At 38.5% G+C, this 19217-nt stretch carries 16 protein-coding genes and 3 tRNA genes; 4 read left to right on the top strand and 15 right to left on the bottom strand.

The window, feature by feature from the left end:
* Positions 1-77: 77 nt before the first annotated feature.
* The 7 genes from HMPREF9455_RS00750 to HMPREF9455_RS00720 form a co-directional block, all read right to left on the bottom strand.
* Positions 78-950, bottom strand: a complete 873-nt coding sequence (locus HMPREF9455_RS00750) for a Cbp1 family collagen-binding glycoprotein adhesin (RefSeq protein ID WP_006797645.1) — start codon at positions 948-950, stop codon at positions 78-80.
* Between the two features lie 121 nt (positions 951-1071).
* The gene (gene rsmI, locus HMPREF9455_RS00745) at positions 1072-1743 is read right to left on the bottom strand and encodes a 16S rRNA (cytidine(1402)-2'-O)-methyltransferase (RefSeq protein ID WP_006797644.1); all 672 of its coding nucleotides are present in this window, start codon (positions 1741-1743) and stop codon (positions 1072-1074) included.
* 86 nt (positions 1744-1829) lie between these two features.
* On the bottom strand, positions 1830-2618 hold the full coding sequence (locus tag HMPREF9455_RS00740; RefSeq protein WP_006797643.1) for a TIGR02757 family protein: 789 nt from the start codon (positions 2616-2618) through the stop codon (positions 1830-1832).
* Between the two features lie 127 nt (positions 2619-2745).
* Complete coding sequence (locus HMPREF9455_RS00735) at positions 2746-3189, bottom strand: PepSY-like domain-containing protein (RefSeq protein ID WP_006797642.1); 444 nt, start codon at positions 3187-3189, stop codon at positions 2746-2748.
* 16 nt (positions 3190-3205) lie between these two features.
* Entirely contained in the window at positions 3206-3721 is a 516-nt protein-coding gene (locus tag HMPREF9455_RS00730; RefSeq protein WP_006797641.1) for a hypothetical protein, read from the bottom strand.
* A gap of 118 nt (positions 3722-3839) precedes the next feature.
* Positions 3840-5114, bottom strand: a complete 1275-nt coding sequence (locus HMPREF9455_RS00725; RefSeq protein WP_006797640.1) for a sensor histidine kinase — start codon at positions 5112-5114, stop codon at positions 3840-3842.
* The gene (locus HMPREF9455_RS00720; protein WP_006797639.1) at positions 5111-5785 is read right to left on the bottom strand and encodes a response regulator transcription factor; all 675 of its coding nucleotides are present in this window, start codon (positions 5783-5785) and stop codon (positions 5111-5113) included. Before HMPREF9455_RS00720 ends, HMPREF9455_RS00725 begins: the two co-directional genes overlap by 4 nt.
* 190 nt (positions 5786-5975) lie before the next feature.
* Between HMPREF9455_RS00720 and HMPREF9455_RS00715 the strand changes: the two genes are divergently transcribed.
* Together HMPREF9455_RS00715 and HMPREF9455_RS00710 are read left to right on the top strand one after the other, a co-directional pair.
* Positions 5976-6839 carry a mechanosensitive ion channel family protein gene (locus HMPREF9455_RS00715; protein WP_006797638.1) on the top strand — a complete coding sequence of 288 codons (864 nt, stop codon included), beginning with the start codon at positions 5976-5978 and terminating at the stop codon, positions 6837-6839.
* A 133-nt stretch (positions 6840-6972) separates the two neighbouring features.
* Positions 6973-8673, top strand: coding sequence for a tetratricopeptide repeat protein (locus HMPREF9455_RS00710; RefSeq protein ID WP_006797637.1), 1701 nt, complete (start codon positions 6973-6975; stop codon positions 8671-8673).
* 153 nt (positions 8674-8826) lie between these two features.
* Here the strand turns inward: HMPREF9455_RS00710 and HMPREF9455_RS00705 are convergent, their stop codons facing one another.
* Complete coding sequence (locus HMPREF9455_RS00705; RefSeq protein WP_006797636.1) at positions 8827-9858, bottom strand: 2-oxoacid:ferredoxin oxidoreductase subunit beta; 1032 nt, start codon at positions 9856-9858, stop codon at positions 8827-8829.
* A gap of 4 nt (positions 9859-9862) precedes the next feature.
* Positions 9863-11710 (bottom strand): 2-oxoacid:acceptor oxidoreductase subunit alpha, encoded by a 1848-nt coding sequence (locus HMPREF9455_RS00700; protein WP_006797635.1) that lies wholly within the window; start codon positions 11708-11710, stop codon positions 9863-9865.
* A 370-nt stretch (positions 11711-12080) separates the two neighbouring features.
* Here HMPREF9455_RS00700 and HMPREF9455_RS00695 point away from each other — a divergent pair, with 370 nt between their 5' ends.
* Both HMPREF9455_RS00695 and fumC read left to right on the top strand, forming a co-directional pair.
* Entirely contained in the window at positions 12081-12440 is a 360-nt protein-coding gene (locus HMPREF9455_RS00695) for a hypothetical protein (RefSeq protein ID WP_006797634.1), read from the top strand.
* A 119-nt stretch (positions 12441-12559) separates the two neighbouring features.
* Entirely contained in the window at positions 12560-13954 is a 1395-nt protein-coding gene (gene fumC / locus HMPREF9455_RS00690; RefSeq protein WP_006797633.1) for a class II fumarate hydratase, read from the top strand.
* Between the two features lie 127 nt (positions 13955-14081).
* Here the strand turns inward: fumC and HMPREF9455_RS00685 are convergent, their stop codons facing one another.
* The 6 genes from HMPREF9455_RS00685 to HMPREF9455_RS00660 form a co-directional block, all read right to left on the bottom strand.
* Entirely contained in the window at positions 14082-14816 is a 735-nt protein-coding gene (locus HMPREF9455_RS00685; RefSeq protein ID WP_245532154.1) for a hypothetical protein, read from the bottom strand.
* 441 nt (positions 14817-15257) lie between these two features.
* Positions 15258-15340 (bottom strand) — tRNA-Leu (locus HMPREF9455_RS00680).
* A gap of 9 nt (positions 15341-15349) precedes the next feature.
* Positions 15350-15422: transfer RNA gene (locus HMPREF9455_RS00675), tRNA-Gly, on the bottom strand.
* A 150-nt stretch (positions 15423-15572) separates the two neighbouring features.
* Positions 15573-15656 (bottom strand) — tRNA-Leu (locus HMPREF9455_RS00670).
* Between the two features lie 488 nt (positions 15657-16144).
* Positions 16145-17251, bottom strand: coding sequence for a SusE domain-containing protein (locus tag HMPREF9455_RS00665; protein WP_006797631.1), 1107 nt, complete (start codon positions 17249-17251; stop codon positions 16145-16147).
* A 26-nt stretch (positions 17252-17277) separates the two neighbouring features.
* The gene (locus HMPREF9455_RS00660) at positions 17278-19212 is read right to left on the bottom strand and encodes a RagB/SusD family nutrient uptake outer membrane protein (protein ID WP_006797630.1); all 1935 of its coding nucleotides are present in this window, start codon (positions 19210-19212) and stop codon (positions 17278-17280) included.
* Positions 19213-19217 lie beyond the last annotated feature (5 nt).

Raw genomic sequence — 19217 nt, 5'->3', positions numbered from 1 at the left:
AAATATATCCCCCTAAAAAACAAAAAGCCGATACTAACTAAAGTACCGACTCAATGTTTATTTATTGAATTCTGATATTAACCTACCTCAACAACCAAGAATTTAGTCAGGCTCCAGAATCTCTTATAGTCAGTTACTTTTATAACCACTTTACCGCTTGCATCTTTATCCAGTGTATAGCTGTCTTTCGGATGGTCTGACAAAAGTTTAGCTTTCTTGTCATATACAGGTATACTTTTAGTATCACGTATATCGACCTTTATAAACTTGCTTTTTTCAATACCTTCGTTCAGGATTTTGTTTGATGCAAGGAAGCCTCCTGTTACAACTTTAGCCTCTTTCAGTTCTTTTGAAGTACCGAACATATAATAAGCAGTATTCAGCTCCTTATCTTGTTCCTTGATTTTAGATGCTTGTTCAGCTGTCTGAGTAGATAAGTTATCAACATTTTCCGTCAATGACTTCACATCAGTCTGTAATGAAGCAATCTGAGCGTCACGAGTGGCAAGAGACGACTGCAATTCAGATATTGTATTTGCTCTTTCGGTCAACTCCGCATTCAGACGTTCGATAGTTGATTTCAGACCTGACATCTGTCCCGAATTACCTTTCAGACGTTGATTCAACTTATCTATATCCGCTTTATTCTTTTTCAGAATTTCATTTATCATTTCAAAATTGTCTCTGACACGGGTTTTAGTGTCATTCGACATTTCACCTTTCGATTTGGATTCTATAGTCAGATATTTCTCGGCTTCCCTTATCTGTCTGAAATTTTCCTCTACATCGTTTATCAGGCTGTTCATTTCAGCCAGTTCAGTGTTTCCCTGAGCACTAACCTGCAACAAGGAGTCCCGTTGGGCTTGTAAAGCCTTATATTCATCCGAATTTTTTACGTTACATGAAGCTAAAGCTAATAAGCAAAAGCATCCTACTAATAATTTTTTCATATACAAATATTTAACTTGTTAGTTTTATTATCTAATTTATTCATTCGATTTCATCAGGCGTTTTTTGTGACTAAGCATAACAAAAAATAAACTTTGTTTTGCCCTCGCTAATTAAAAACGTTCAATTTTTACCGGACAGGACTATAACAAACTCACCACGTGGTTCGTTCACCGAAAAGTGAGATATTAATTCTGTCAATGTTCCCCGGCATGTCTGCTCATATACCTTCGATATCTCACGGCAAGTAGCGGCATACCTGTCCTCCCCCATATATTCCGCCAATTGGGTCAGCGTTTTTAATACTCTGTGGGGAGACTCGTAAAATACAATAGTACGGGTTTCTTCTGCCAGAATTTTTAATCGGGTCATACGGCCTTTTTTCTGAGGCAGAAATCCCTCGAAACAAAATCTGTCGCACGGGATACCCGACGATACCAGTGCAGGAACAAAAGCTGTAGCACCCGGCAAACATTCCACATCTATGCCGGCTTTCACACATTCTCTCACAACCAGAAAACCCGGATCGGATATACCGGGTGTACCTGCATCGGATACCAATGCAATATCTTCTCCTGCATTGAGTCTGTCTACGATATGTGATACTGCTTTATGTTCGTTGAATTTATGATAAGATTGCATCTTGTTCTGTATATCGAAATGCTTTAAGAGGATACCTGTAGTACGTGTATCTTCAGCCAGTATAAGCGCAGCGTCCTTCAGTAGTCGCACGGCTCTGAACGTCATATCCTCCAGGTTGCCTACAGGCGTAGGTATGATGTATAACTTTCCCATTTCCTTTCTTTCTATGCAAACTTACACGTTGCAAATATACGAAAAAAATAACCCACCATATATAAAACGTAAATTATGTGCATTTGTTATATTCTGTCGATAATACATTTTTCCTCAATGGAAATACCAAAAAGGGCAAAATCATATTTCACGGGATCGGCAGCGTCCAGCAATCTGAGATTACCGGTCAGCTCCAATGCTGCCTGCCAATCCGGCTTATCGCGATGCAGCAAACCGAGCTTGCGGGCTGTACGTTCCACATGCAGATCGAGCGGACAAATCAAATCTTTGGGCTTAACTTTTTTCCATAACCCGAAGTCTACTCCATTATTATCGCTACGCACCATCCAGCGCAGATACATATTGAGACGCTTACATGCCGACCGTCGGGCAGGAGAAGGTATGTGCTTGCGTGTACGCCGGGGAGCATCGGGATGAGAGAAAAAATATGTTTCGAAATAGTTAAGAGCGGCTTCAACGGTCATATTCCCGTTTGGAAAGAATGCATCCTCAAAGCTATTATATTCAGCATAGTGCCGCTTCATAAAATGAATACAATATAATAAGTCAGTATCATTGAATGTGCGGTGCTTAAACTCCAATACTTTTTTCAGATCGGAGTCTTTATGTTGCATAATAAACTCATAGGGGCTGTTATCCATTCGTTGGGCGAGTTCCCTGCATTTATTAATAATTGTCTTGCGTTGCCCCCAGGCAAATATGGATGCAAAAAATCCCATAATCTCCTTATCTTGTTTTGATGTAAAACTATGAGGAATGCAAATAGGATCGTTAGCTATAAATTCCGGAGTATTGTATTGCACAACCTTTTTATCCAGGAATTCTTTTAAATCAAGTATATGTATATCCTTCACTTATTCGTTCTGTTAAAAAATTCAGGATACAAAGGTATAGTTTTTTACAGATATTACTTTATATAATAAAAACAGGAAATAACTATTAAGCTATTCCCTGTCCTATATCTCAATTTCAGATTATTCCTTATCTGTCGATCCTTAAGAAATTTCCATTGATATCGAATTTCAATTCGATATTGCTATTCAGGCCTATTTCATAGCCATAACTTTCTTTGTTTATCTCATCTATAAAGTTCTGAGAATAGTTAGCGGCAACATAGGCAGGTATTGCCTCCGGAAGAAGGGCAATAACACTCTCCGGTAATTCTTTTCCATTGCCATCCACATCATCCCAATCACCTGATAAAGTAAATTCCACATCATATCCGTTAGTAAGATATACATCATAACTGTCATTATCTTTTTCCACTAACCTTACTTCCTGTCCCGGAAAATGGGTCTGAAGAAATGCCTGTGCATTTTCAGGCAACTCTTTTACTGTAATAACAGTATCATCATCGTCATCTCCACATGCGATAAACGCAAATGACGCTACAAACAAACTCAATGTAAATAATACTTTTTTCATTTTACCTCTTTTTTTATTAATCCAATATTTCTTTTACAAAAGCTCCATTCTCCCTGAATGTAGCTTTTATTTCCAACTGTTCCTTTTTCATTTCTACCTGATAAAATATTTCCTTTCCTTTTACAATCCTCTTAATATCATCGAATTTATAATTCGGATATTTGGCCTCTGCACCATTTTTGACGATTGCAGGCAATTCTGATCCCCTGACTTCCTGTATATACATTAATAAGCCGGCATTCCGGTCATAATATGCTTTATAATCTGTACGTCCTATTTCAAACTCGGCTTCGTAAATATTTGCGGCAACCTCCCACTCTATATCCCTTGCCTTCGGAAAATCTTTTATGAACTGCTGCTGAAGAGCTACCGAAGGCCGTACATCCTTCGAATGCGAAGTCTTATACGCTCTTATCATACCGTCTACTTCTGTATCCGTATATTTTGATGACATGGTTGGCTGTGCTGCTGTAAACTGAAAAGATAAGACGCATATAAGCGATAAAACAAATGTTTTTGTAATAGTTTTCATAATCTGATATTTAGTTATGTCTAGAAATTATATTACAAATATGCTAACCCAAATCTGAAAAGAATTGGGAAAAAATCGTTTTGGTAATGTAAAATTATCTTAAATAGGAATATTTGGGCTAGGCAATTGTCAGGGTCATTATATGCTTATTATCCTTATATATGTAACGTATCGGAATATTATAAATAGTTGTAATCGATTTGACTATCGACAAACCCAAGCCGGACGACTTTGAGTCATTGTTTCCCGAAACATAGCGCTCAAAGATATCCACATTGTTGCCTATAGCCGCTCCGGTATTAGATATAATGATGGAGCCGGCATTAAAAGTCAGAAATATTTTGCCTCCTTTTATATTATGAAATACGGCATTTTTTATCAGATTATTGGCTAATATATAGGCCAGATCCTTATTTATATGTATAATAGGATTACTGTTCCTCTCCTCTTTTACCTCAATTTCTTTATACTCAATAAGGTCTCTGAAATCGTCCAGTACTTCTTCGAAAACATCCGTCATATCGACCTTTTCATTTTCCTTAAACTGCTTATTCCTTATTTTAGACAATAACAGCAAACTACTATTGAGACGGCGCATACGGTTCAGGCTATTGAGAATGACATTCATTTCCTCTAATTGCTCCTGGCGGAGCCGTCGGTCACTCATCAGAAGTTCCATTTTACTGATAACGATAGTTAAAGGGGTTTGTATCTCATGTGAGGCATTTTCTATAAAGTTCTTTTGCTCTGTGAAAGCTCTTATATTTTCTTCCAATAAACCTTTTACCGACTCATTCAATTCACTATATTCGGATATATCGGTAGAAGGCAGTTCTATCATGCGCGTATTATCCAGCCGGAATCCCTTCAAATTATCCAGTAATTTATAGAACGGCTTGTTGCTCCTGTGGATAACTACCTTTATAACAACAGCTATAGCCAATCCCAAAGACAGCCATAAGGCAAGTAGCAGGATTAGCATGTTCTTTATAAGATCGTCGCTTTCGACTGTCGATGTAAAAAATTTTAGTCTGTAATACTGTCCGTCCTGCTCGCAGAAAAATGCCGTGGTGAGCATACGCACTTCTTCCTCCTCTTCTTCGGTGATGAAATAAACCTTAGAATCGGTATAGATTTCCTTGAAATCTTTAGCCTCATCATAGCTTATTTTTTCAACAATAATATTTAAAGGATTGTGCCTTTCCATATCCGATACAAATCCCTCCGAATGATTCGCCTTATATATAAACTCCTGCCTCAGGTTGTTCAGACCCTCGTCTATTCCGTCATGTATTTCTTTCATCTGTATAAAGAAATAAACTACAGACCAGACAAGCAGGATCAGGATAAAAATACCCGACAGCCTGAAAGTTATATGATTCACCAGTTTCATACCGTCATCTTATATCCTATACCATAAACATTCTCAAACATAATACCCGCATTGCTATCCTTCAATTTCTTACGCAGGTTTTTGATCTGGGCATATACGAAATCAAAGTTATCGGCGGAATCAATATTATCACCCCATACATGCTCGGCCAGAACTTCTTTCGTTATCAGTTTGTTTGTATTCATTGCAAAAAAGCTCAGAATATCAAATTCCTTCCGGTTAAGCCTCAACTCTTGGTCATCGATATAGACAAGATGCTTATCGAAATCAACAGAAACATTACCCAGTTTCAATACATTACTCCCATCGAGCTGTTTCCGCCTGAGTACAGCCTTTATCCGGGCATGCAGTTCCGCCAGATGAAAAGGCTTGGTCAGATAGTCGTCCGCGCCTAGATCCAGCCCGGTTATTTTATCTTCCAGCGAATTCTTAGCAGAAATAATAATAGTATTGCCTGTTATCCCCGCTTTCTTCATCTCTTCCAATATCTTCAGTCCGCTACCTCCGGGTAACGATATATCCAGCAAGATACAATCATACTCATAAAGTTGTACTTTTTCGATACCTGATGCATAGTCCGTCGCCTTTTCCACAACATAACTCTCTGATAATAAGAATGAATTTATAGATTTCAGTATCTCATATTCATCTTCGACAATAAGTATTTTCATATTTTCTGGTTATTATAGACAATGAAAGTATGTATTACAGTTCTCAAATATAGCGATTCTCTGGGAGATTTAGTTTTTTAAAAAATTAAACATTTAAAACAATCCGGTATTTTAAGGGTTAAAATAATAGTCGTAAAAAACTGTTTATTCATCTAATATTAATTAATTTTGAACCAAAAATAAAAAAGACATGCTACTAGACATTATTCCCGGAGATACGCTCCAAAAAACAGAATTATCGGTATCTGCGATAGACAATTTTCTAGACAAAATCTTCGATCATGCCGTAACTTTAGGTTTAAAACTTATTGCCGCTGCAATTGTATTTATCATCGGACGATGGGTAATTAAATGGCTGAGAAAATTCATTGACCGTTTTCTGGAAAGACGTCAGATTGAAGCCACTGTTAAAAGTTTTCTTGACAGTCTTGCTAATATTACACTACAACTTATCCTGTTCTTGTTGATAGTAAATATACTGGGGCTTTCGATGACATCCTTTGCTGCTATTCTTGCCGCCGTAGGTTTAGCTGTGGGTATGGCCATGAAAGACAACCTGTCTAACTTTGCAGGAGGAGTCATGCTTCTGATAAACAAGCCCTTCAAACTGGGAGACCGAATTGTTGCCCAAGGGATGGACGGTGCGGTACAAGCCATAGGCATTCTCTACACAATACTCCTGACCGGGGATAACCGTACTATTTACATACCGAATGGCCCCCTGTCCACAGGAACTATAACCAACTACTCGACTCAGAAAGAACGGCGTATAGATATTACGTTTACTCTGGGCTATGGAGCAGATGTAGATGAGGTAAAATCTATCCTCCAGTCTGTTATCAAAAATAACCCTTTGGTTAAGAATACTCCCGCTCCGTTTATTGGAGTTACAATGCTAAATAATGGAACAATAGACGTTACGATCCGGGTATGGGTGGATAGCGGAGATTACGCTTCTGTAAATGTAGACCTGAACGAAAAAGTGTATGCCGCATTCCGTGAAAATAGCATTTACGGACCGGCTGTTACAAGCATCAAAATGATCAAAGATTAAAAAATATTAAAACTCCTCTTTATATCTATAAATAGCATATAGACATTTTCTATTCAAGAAGAAAAAAGGTAGTTTTGTATCAGGTAAGAAATGTCTATATATTATATAATAAATCAATAATTTTTAAACAGCTATGAAAAGGCAGAAATTAAAGCTATTATTTTCATTAATTGCTCTGGTTGCTATATTAGGAACATCTTGTAGCAAAAAAACGATGACCCCGTTAGCAAATTCTTTATTCACAACTAACCCTTCTCCTCTCGAATTAGTGGGCACAAAAGTACCGGTGACAATAAACGGTCGTTTTCCTGCCAAATGGTTCGAAAAAAGTACTTCTGTAGTTGTTACCCCTGTATTGAAATACAGCGGAGGTGAAGCTTTGGGCACTTCTTACACTTATCAAGGCGAAAAGGTCGCAGGAAACGGTACTGTTGTTAATTTCGAAAGCGGTAGTGCTATAACACTACGATCAGAATTTGACTACACACCTGCAATGAAGAAATCAGAATTATTCTTAAGATTCGATTTCACCAGAAACGGCAAAACTGTAGCAGGCTTTCCTGACGTAAAAATTGCTGATGGCGTAGTTTCTACTCAGGCTCTTGCCAGTGCTGCAACAACTACTCCGGCTGTAGCTCCTGATGCTTTCCAGCGTATTATCAAAGAGGCATATGATGCAGATATCATGTTCCTTATACAACAAGCTGAATTGCGTTCAAGCGAATTGAATTCGACAAATCTTGCCGCATGGAAAGACTTGGTAAAAGAGGCTGACTCTAATGACCGTAAGAATGTAAATGTAGAAATATCTGCCTATGCATCACCTGACGGAGGATATGAGTTGAACGAAAAACTTGCTGAGAAACGCGAGAAAAATACAACAGATTATCTATCAAAAGAATTTAAGAAAAAAGACATCGATACTGAAATCAATGCAAAATATACCGCTCAGGACTGGGAAGGTTTCCAAAAATTGGTTCAGGCTTCAAGTCTTCAGGATAAAGATATCGTACTGAGAGTTCTTTCTATGTATCCTGATACTGAAACAAGAGAAAAAGAAATCAAAAATATCTCTGCTGTATATTCAGGATTAGCTGAAACAATCCTTCCTAAACTTCGTCGTTCACGTCTGATTGCCAATATTGAAGTTATCGGTAAGACTGACGAAGAATTGAAGAACGCTGCTAATTCGGACCTTACCAGCCTTACTGTGGAAGAGCTTCTTTATGCTGCTAATCTGGATGGAACTTCTAAAGAGAAAATATATACTTATGTCACTCAAAAATTCCCTAACGACTACCGTGGATGGAATAACTTAGGTGCTTATTACTATACAACCGGTCAGGACAGTAAAGCTGTGCAGGCATTCAACAAAGCGGCTCAAGTATCAGCAAAAGCTCCTGAGGCTAATATGAATCAGGCTTTGCTTTCTCTTGCTGACGGCAATACAGCTAAAGCTGAGCAACTGTTGGGTAGCGCTTCCGGCGCTAATACTCTGGGTGAAGCTCTTGGTTTATTATATTTACAGAAAGGTGATTACAACAGAGCTGTACAGTCATTTGGCGATGCTAAGACAAACAATGCCGCTCTGGCTCAGGTATTGACCAAAAACTATAACAAAGCTCAACAAACATTGGATGCCGTAGCTAAGAAAGATGCTACAACATATTATCTGTCAGCTATAGTAGCTGCCAGAACGAATAATACATCGGGTGTTGTTGGCAACTTACGTTCTGCATTAGACAAAGGATTTTCAACTTCTGAAGTTCTTAACGACATCGAGTTTGCAAAATTCCTTACCAACTCTGATGTGAAAAATATGTTGATCAAATAAGTATAACAGATTTTTGAAATTTAGGAATATCAGTAGGAAAAATCCTACTGATATTTTTTTTATACTTTATTTACTCACAGTTTTTTTTCGTCAATATAAAAAGCCCGGAGAAAATACTCCGGGCTTTCAATTTATTTTCGAATAATCTCAGACTTATTTCACCTCCCACACATCCTTGGTCATCAGGTAATCCCTTAACTTGCGCACAGGGTTCTTCGCCTGCACATCTTTAATCTGATCTGCCACACCCTGATCATATGTAGGCCCTTCCACATCGCGGATAACACCTAGAGCCAAAGGCAGGCCGTTTTCAGGAGACATCAGTCCTAACTTCATATGCAAAGTATCATCCTGCATAGTAGCGTCGTGAACAAGGACATCATCTATTGTAAATCCGTTTTGTCCGATAATCACATCTTTAATCTGCCATCCGTCCATAACTAGACCTTTGTCTTTATTCGCTCCGAACAGCATTTTTTCTCCATGCTTAAGTAATATCGTACGCTCGGCTCTCCATGCTTTATCTACAATATTGTCGTGGATAGCATCATTAAATATCACACAATTCTGGAGGATTTCCACAACAGACGTACCTTTATGCCGTGCCGCATGCGTCAAGATCTCGGTAGTATTTGCCAGATCGACGTCGATACAACGGGCAAAGAAGGTCCCGCGAGCGCCTAAAGCCAGTTCAACAGGATGGAACGGATCTTCGACTGTACCATACGGAGAAGACTTTGAAACAAATCCCCTGTCGGATGTCGGGGAAAATTGCCCTTTCGTTAACCCGTATATTTTATTGTTCAGTAAGAGGATATTTATATCCACATTACGGCGAACCGCATGAATAAAGTGGTTACCACCGATCGCCAGACAATCGCCGTCACCTGTAGCCAACCATACCGATAATTCAGGTTTTGCAGTCTTCACTCCTGTAGCCACAGCAGCCCCACGACCATGAATAGTATGGAAACCATATGTATTCATATAATAAGGCAGACGCGAAGAACAACCGATACCAGATACCACAGCCGTCATATGCGGCAGTATATCCAGTTCGGCCATTGCTTTATATAAACAGTTGAGAAGAGCGTGGTCTCCACATCCCGGACACCAGCGTACATACTGATCGCTTTTATAATCTTTGGCCTGATGAGATGAGGCCATCTTTACATTTACATCCATAGTTTTACTCTCCTAATTTCTTGGTGAATGCTTCTATCAGGTCGGATACAGCAAAAGGCTGCCCTTCAACCTTATTGTAACGGGATATTTGTAATCCCTCTATTTTTTCCTGCAGATAGCCGGCAAACTGGCCATTATTTTGTTCTGCGACTATAATCTTCTTAAATTTCTTCAGTACTGCCGCTGTATTTTTTGGCAACGGGCTAATAAAACGGAAATGAGCCAAAGCTACTTTCTGTCCGGCATCATCCATTTTTTCCACAGCTTCACGCAGGTGTCCATATGTACCGCCCCAGCCCACAACGAGCAAGTCGGCATCTTCTCCTCCTACCAATTCCAACTGCGGGATAAAATCAGCAATCTTATCAACTTTAGCCTGACGCACATTCACCATTTTCTGGTGATTAGCCGCATCTGTAGATATAGCTCCCGTGGTATAATCTTTTTCGAGTCCTCCTATACGGTGCGTATAGCCTTCGAGACCTGCCTCGGCCCAATAACGTACCATCGTTTCATCATCACGCAATGCGCTGCGCCATTCGTTTCCTTTATATTGGCTTACATCGTGCGGCACTATAGACGGATATTTATCCAAATCAGGTATACGCCATGCCGAAGAACCGTTCGCAATATAACCGTCGGTAAGTAATATAACCGGAGTTATATGTTCTAGTGCAACTTTAGATGCCCAGTATGCCATATCAAAACAGTCTGTGGGACTCGCAGCCGCCATTACGACAATTGGGCTTTCGCCATTACGTCCGTACAAAGCCTGCCGAAGATCGGTTTGCTCTGTCTTGGTCGGCAGACCTGTCGACGGCCCTCCGCGCTGAACATCCACAACAACAAGGGGTAATTCTGCCATTACGGCAAGGCCTATAGCTTCTCCCTTCAGAGCCAGACCAGGCCCGGAAGTTGAGGTAGCGGCAAGGCTTCCTGCAAAACTGGCACCGATAGCTGTACACACTCCTGCTATTTCATCTTCGACCTGAATGGCCTTTACACCTAACTGTTTAAATTTAACGAGTTCATGCAATATGTCGGTGGCAGGTGTAATCGGATATGAACCTAAGAAAAGTGGCTTGCCTGAATTTTCTGAAGCGGCAATCAGCCCGTAAGCAGTAGCTGTATTACCATTTACATCCAGATAATAACCTTTATCCACATTTACAGTTTCTACACGATATGATGATATGGTAGTGTCGGTATTCTGTCCATAATTAAAACCATCGGCCAATACTTTCAGATTCGCTTCCACCAATACGGGTTTCTTGGCGAATTTAGCTGATAGCATATGGTTAGCAACATCGAGAGGCCGGTTAAATAACCAGCAAACCAAACCCAGAGCAAACATATTTTTACTACGGATACGCGATTTCATATCCATTTCCATTCCTTCCAAACTACTTTTAGTCAATGAAGTAATAGGAACTGAGATTATTTGTTGAGTGGTAAGTCCCAGCTCTACAAAAGGATCTTCTGTGGAAAACAGTGCCTTCTCCATATCTCTTTTCGAGAAAGAGTCCGTATCGATAACAATAACAGAATCTTTTTTCAGAAAATTGGCATTTACTTTCAATGCTGCCGGATTCATCGCTACTAATACATCCGCCTTATCTCCGGAATTGTAAATCTGGTTTCCTAAATGTACCTGAAATCCGGAAACACCGGAAAGAGTACCTTGAGGAGCTCTGATTTCTGCCGGATAATCAGGGAAGGTGGAGATTTGATTCCCAAAGATTGCTGAAAGGTTTGAGAAGATGGTTCCGGTTAACTGCATGCCATCCCCCGAATCACCTGAAAAACGTATGACTATGTCCTTTACGTCCTTAATTTTTACTGTGTTTTGCATTACTAATTCTATAAATAACAGATAGTATATTAAATCATAAACAAAGGAAAAAAGTATTAATGAATAAACAAACTAAATTGAATAAAAAAATGCCAAAATAACACTTTTTACTTCGGGTTACATAGTTTCGTTAAAAAGAACTCAAGCATATTTCTTCAATTATTGATTGAGTCCGTATCTTTTAATTAAAAAAGTATGAATTAAAGAAGGAATGTGACGAAGAATTATATAGTGAAATATTTTATCGATATCCTGTTAAAAACCGTCTATAACAGATAGATTATTTTGATACAACACCTTTCTTCATAGATAAATATAGATAATCAGAAAAAGTATAGATATATTTGAGTTCACTTTAAATAAATCCAACATGATATATGCTATTATTTTGATAATCTTCGGATTAATATCTTTATTATTCAATCAGTACCCTATTATAAAAAAAACGGCTTTACGGTTCGCCTGTATTGCACCGCTAATTATCATTTGGGGTGTTGCAGGCATCGTAATATTAAGTACAATACGATACAGTGTTATTCAGGATAATGCGGTCTATTGGTTCTTTCTCATTTGCGGTAGTGTAATAGAAATACTGATTGGTTTATTGTTTATTTACAGATATCTAAAAATAAGAAAGTATGCTGATTCAGATAAAAAGTTTTTCCAATATCAGAATATTCTGGGAGTAATTGCAATATTGGGTGGTATTACCACAATTATAGTCATATAAAGCTATCATACCTATTATCTCTACCTCACGATAATCCTTTGTATCTAAATTTAGTACAATAGATTTTGACTTTTATCATAATTATTCCGAACTTCATACCAATAAATTAAATATACAAAATGGAATATCGCATAGAAAAAGATACAATGGGGGAAGTAAAAGTCCCTGCTGACAAATACTGGGGAGCGCAGACAGAACGCTCAAGAAACAACTTCAAAATAGGGCCGGAAGCATCTATGCCTAAAGAGATTATTTATGCATTTGCGTATCTGAAAAAGGCAGCGGCATATGCCAATACCGATCTGGGAGTATTGGAGGCATCGAAAAGGGACCTGATAGCCAAGGTATGTGATGAAATATTGGGAGGTAAACTCGACGACCAGTTTCCGCTCGTAATATGGCAAACCGGATCGGGTACACAATCAAACATGAATGTAAACGAAGTTATATCCAACCGGGCATTGGTATTAAGCGGGGGTAAGCTTGGAGAGAAAAGCCCTATCCATCCGAATGATGACGTAAATAAATCACAGTCTTCAAATGATACTTTCCCTACCGCATTACATATTGCCGCATATAAAAAAATAGTAGAACAAACGATTCCTAAAGTCCGTGCACTACAAGAGAGCTTAAGCAGTAAGGCCTATGACTTTAAAGATATAGTCAAAATAGGCCGGACACATCTGCAAGATGCAACACCACTAACCTTAGGCCAGGAGTTTTCCGGTTATGCAGTCCAATTACAATATGCCATCGAGGCTACTAAAGCAACATTGAAGCATTTATCTCAACTAGCACTGGGGGGTACAGCTGTGGGAACAGGCCTGAATACACCTGACGGATATGATGTGAAGGTAGCCGAATACATTGCTAAATTTACAGGTCTGCCTTTTGTTACCGCGCCTAATAAGTTTGAAGCACTTGCCTCACACGATGCCATTGTCGGCACACATGGGGCTTTGAATCAAATGGCAGTGGCACTATTCAAAATAGCACAGGATATCCGGTTACTGGGTTCAGGTCCACGTTCAGGGATTGGAGAATTGATATTACCCGAAAATGAACCAGGATCGTCAATTATGCCGGGAAAGATAAATCCTACTCAAAACGAAGCCATCACAATGGTTTGCGTGCAGGTTATGGGAAATAATACAACAATTTCGCTAGCAGGCTCACAGGGTAACTATGAGCTCAATGTTTTCAAGCCCGTTATCGCGGCTAATATCCTGCAATCAGCACAGCTATTAGGCGATGCGAGCAAATCGTTTAATGACCACTGCGTTGCAGGCATAGAGCCTAACCTCAAACGGATAAAGGAATTGGTGAATAATTCTCTTATGCTTGTGACCGCACTTAATACTCATATTGGTTATGAAAAAGCTGCTGCTATAGCAAAAGCTGCACATAAAAACGGAACAACATTAAGAGAAGAAGCAATTAAATCGGGATTCCTTACCGCCGAAGAGTTCGACAAATGGGTTCGCCCGGAAGATATGGTCGGGAGTTTGAAGTAAATTAATGTATCTTTTTACTCTTTACACACAGCTTATCAATATCGGATACAGATATTATCAATAACAAATATAAGGACAACCAAGGTTGTCCTTATATAATAAATAACAAATTATAATTAGTAATATTCTATTTAATATTTTTAGCCTCCTGATATTCTATCTTAAAGTCACTCTCAGGCAAAGGAGGTGTTCCACAAAATGTCATATTAGGAATATGATATTTAACCGGATAGCCATTATCGTTGTAAATGAGGGTTATCTTAAAAGTTACAGGAGCGAACTCCTTACCGTTTTCATCTAAAGAATATGTATATATTTCGGTACAATTATTATAAACAAAATTGGATTTATCCAGCATGATTACTAAAAACCATTGAGGTGTATTTACATAACTATATATACCGTTATAATTATCATATACATAAGAATAATAATTATTGTTCAAATCATACTTTGCTATATTACCTTTTTGGTCGTAACTATAATTATATACAACCGATGTGTTCCGGTCATTGTTATAAAATTGTTTCATTTCCAATATTCTGCCCTGTGCGTCGGCATCAATATACCGTGTATAATATTTATCTTGTATTATGATCTTAGCTCCCTCGTAGGTAAACAAATAGGCATTATCTTCTCCTCCTGAAATCTGCTCAACGGCTTTTTTAATACAACCATCTGTATCGTATTCTATTTTAAGTTCGCTATATTTGGACAATCCTCCTCCCGACTTCAGATAATAACTACAGTTTACAAGACGATTATAATTATCATAAATCAATATAGTCTGTCCTCCATTCTTTTCTCCTGAGACTTTAACAGGTAACAATCTGGCCGAAGTTCCTCCTGGAAAATTATGCATACTATTTTCATCAGAACATGCAACCATGAATAGAAATACAAAAACAAGGCATAACTTAAAATACAAATTAGGATTTCTCATAATAAAAAAGTCTAGGGTTAATATTGCTTTATATATTATATGATGAGATTTATTTATGGAAAGCTGCATATGAAAGTGATATTTATCTCAACTTCATACAACAACACATAAAACACTAGATTTAAACGATATAAATACATTACATATACTCTATCGAAAAATAGTATACAAAATAATAAGATAAAAGTTTATTTGCACAAACAACTGCAAGAGACTCTATTTTTGAAACAAGAGATTACTTTATCAAATTTTGAGGCTAGTAATGTATTGATGAATAATGAGGAATAAGACAAACGTTCCTATCAAAACAAAAACCCTCCGAAAATCTACTGAAAATCAGAGGGTTTTAAAATTGATTCGTGCGCATGAAGGGACTCGAACCCCCACGACCGTAGGTCACTGCCACCTGAAGACAGCGCGGCTACCAATTACGCCACATGCGCATTTATTCGAGCGAAAAACGGGGCTCGAACCCGCGACCCCAACCTTGGGAAGGTTGTGCTCTACCAACTGAGCTACTTTCGCAATTGGTGATGCAAAATTAATACATTTTTTCAGAATAAATCAAAGCTTTGATTCTTATTTCAAAATAATTGACATTTTTTTTTTACCAGAAAAGCGAAATAGCAGAAATTAAACAAAAAAAGGCTGGCCGTTATAGCCAACCCTTACACGTACACACGATGAGATTCGAACTCACACGTCCTTGCGGACACTACCCCCTCAAAGTAGCATGTCTACCAATTCCACCACGTGTGTATAATTACTTTAAACAAAAAATGTGACCTTTGTCACATTCGAGCGAAAGACAGAACTTTAGACTTTTATTCACTGTATCTTTGAGAATACATTTTTTCAAAAATAAATATAAAGACTAACCATCGGTCAGCACTTTTTACGTCTAAAATTATTCCATAAGTGTCCTCTGACAACCTGCTCTTCTTTTCGGATTCAAAAGTAGTTTCTTTTTTTTAATTAGCCAAATCTTTGCGATTCTATTTATCCTTCACCTTTTCCCTTTTCATATACAGATATAAACTATCGATACATCTTTCATATTTATAGATATAACATTTAGAAAAGATGCAACAGATGAAAGTTTGGGCATCTTATATGAAAAATAAAAGGCCAGAGCAGCTCTAAATCAAAACTTTTTACAAATAATAAAAAAAGACAGACCATATTATCATTATATATAATACGGTCTGTCGGCATTTCTGTAATGTATGATCAGAAAAATGGATTAACTATTGTTTTTCGAACTTTATCTTCATTTTATATACATCCAGTGTTATTTTATAATGTCCGCTTTCTCCCTCTTTTATTACCCATTTAATGTCTTCCCCTCCTTTATTAGCCTGCATCCTGTCATCGGTGACAGGAGCACTTGCTATCATCGGCCTGAGGGTGTAATCGTCATAATTTTCAGCACTAAGTATCTTAAATTCACCAGGATTAAGATTTATATCCAGTTCGAATAAATTATGATTATCAGCTTTCATCATAAACTTATGGAGGTCCTGCGGAATTCCCCATCCGGTACCGGCATTACCTACAAGATAGAGATTCGGATATGGAACATTTATTTCACATTTCAGCGTCATATTATCCTTTCTCACCTCTATATTATAGATGCTCTCAATACTGATTTCAAACATATTGTCAGGTTCGCTATCCAGAGCTCTGTTGACCAATACATTATCTCCTGCACCTTTATTCAGTGAAGGTAAAGATTCACCCAATATGCTTATGAATTTAAAATTTCCCGGTTTCAGAACGCCCTGCCATTGATAAATATTACCGGCTTCGACCTCTGTCATTTTAACAGCCTTTGTGAGGTCTGTCCCTGCAGGAGAGGCATTCCCTGTAAGAAACAAGGTCTCAGGCGTTGGCACATAGCTCTTTACTTCGAGAGTAATGATAGAGATTTCAGGATATACAAACTTAGGCCCAATAACCTTTGCAACTACTCTGGCTTGTATCTTCACATCAGAGCCCGGTATTTGCCCCCATTTATTCAGAATCAAATCATTCAGTTCTTTATTGGTATATTCAACCTTAAACTCTTCATCCGGAGCAAATTCTACCGGATCGGTGGAAGTTTTGAAATCGGCACCCCAAATATCAAGCCTGAAAAAATATACCAATGTATTCTCCGGCCCCTGATCTTTTCCCTTATTCCATGTAAAGGAAACTACCACATCATTGCCCTTGGCTTCGTCTAATACGATAGACTCACTTGATGCCTTCAGCGATAAAGCATCCCCATTATTGTCCTTATCATCATCACTACAAGCTGCAAAACAAAGTACAGCTAAAAATATTATCGATATATATAATAATTGCTTTTGCATAGTTATATCATTTTCACGGGTTAGAATTATTCTGATGTTTCCCAAAATGGTAATTGACGCAGATTCGGATTCTTGTCTATCTGGTCTTGTGGTATCGGAACCCAATAATTTTTCTTGGTAAACACACGCTTCTGATAGACTTTTCTTACAAAGAAAGCTTTATCGTTATTCTTATCGTCACTCTTGTCCGTACCGGAGAAATTCATTCCCCAGAAATCACCATTTAGTAACTTCTCCCCTAGTTTCCATCTCCTGATATCATCCCATCTGGTTCCATTTTCGCAATTGAGCTCTACCCTGCGCTCGCGGCGAATAGCTTCACGCATTGCATCCTGTCCGCTTGGCACTGCAATTTGTCCTTCACCAGCACCATACATTGGTATACCTGCCCTTTCTCTTATCTTATTCAGGTAAAATAAGATTTCCGTAGTCTTAGACGGTTCTGATTCATTTAATGCCTCTGCATAATTAAGATAAAATTCTCCCAGCCTGAATAAAATACCTGGACGGTATGGATTCACATTATTACGCGGGTCGTGGTCAGGATGTACTTTCTTTCTTACAAGGTATCCGTTCTGAGGTGCATCGTGCGTAGGTCCGCCATCCCATGCCCCGCTATAAAAACGGGTAGTCCTGTTCTCTCGTCTGAACCAACATTCATTATAAAGCACCGATATATAGAACCGTGGCTCACGGTTACAATACATATTATAAGTGTCAGCAAGAGTAACTGGATTAGAGTCCGAATCACGATTTCCTTTTACTTCGATCCATTTTGTATTCCGTTTTTCTTCTGCCGTTGAAAAGCCTGTTTCAGTATAACCCGATGCCGTATTTATAATTGGAGATCCGTTTGCATTGTATCCAGTTATAGCCGGTAAACCATTTTTCATAAAGAAAGCATCGACCAAAGACTGAGTTACACCCATTCCGCCATTACCACCGGTTCCACGAGGCTGTGCGTGCCTGTCATATTCCCATGTTTCCGCTGGATTTCTGGCAAATAAGATCTCTTTATTACCTTCGTTGAATTTGCGGAACAACATATTTTGATACGAAAGGAATGGATCGATTTCGCCATTATTCAGATATTCGTAATACAGAGCATGTCCGTTTTTCTCGGCCAGTTCTATCAGATCCATGTTTGCTTTTACCGCTTTTGCCCATTTAGAAGCATCAGGGGTAGAATTAAATATAGGAGTGCCTTCACTGTTTGTATAATTGGCATAGTCGGAGTTTCCATTTACTAAAGGACTTGCTGCAAATAACAGCATCCGCGCTCTTACCGCCAGACATGCAATAGATGTGACCCTTCCATATTTTTTTGATTCATTGTAGTATGGAGGCAAAATTTTTGACACCGCAACCAGTTCCTGATCTATCCAGTCAACTACTTCATCGAAAGGCTTCTGAGGTATCATCAGTTCCGATGCCGGAGCATTTACATCCACCAAACCTAACTGCAAAGGTATAGATCCGTAATAATTCAATAACAAATAGTAATAATATGCTATGAGAAAGCGCGCTTCAGCTTTCATATATTGTACCTCTTGTTCAGTAACCAATTGAGCTTCATTTGCCCTTACATTATCAATAAAGATATAAGCGGCACGGATTCTTTTCGGAAGCTGATTGAAGTAATTCGGCACCCAGTCAGAAGTAGGATTCCAGTTTCCCTGTTGCTTCCCGATAATATTCCATCCAAACTGAAGCCATCCCGTAGATGGAGCCAGGTCGTCTCCCAAAGGATCCATTCCTCTGGCATATGTCCAGTATGTATCAGGGATATTGGAATATACCCCGGCCAGCCAGTCTTCGGTTCTGGTCTTGTCTTTGAATATCATATCCAGAGTCAACTGGTCGTCAGGCTCTTTATCCAAAAAGTCTGAGCAGGAGCTCATACCTCCTGCTAAAAGGAGGATAAGCGAAAGATAAAGAAATCTATATATTGTTTTTTTCATAATTT

Origin of the sequence: Dysgonomonas gadei ATCC BAA-286 (assembly GCF_000213555.1) — a bacterium.
GTDB lineage: Bacteria > Bacteroidota > Bacteroidia > Bacteroidales > Dysgonomonadaceae > Dysgonomonas > Dysgonomonas gadei.
Note: the sequence above shows the minus strand (reverse complement) of the source record. Positions and strands in the feature narration are given on the sequence as shown.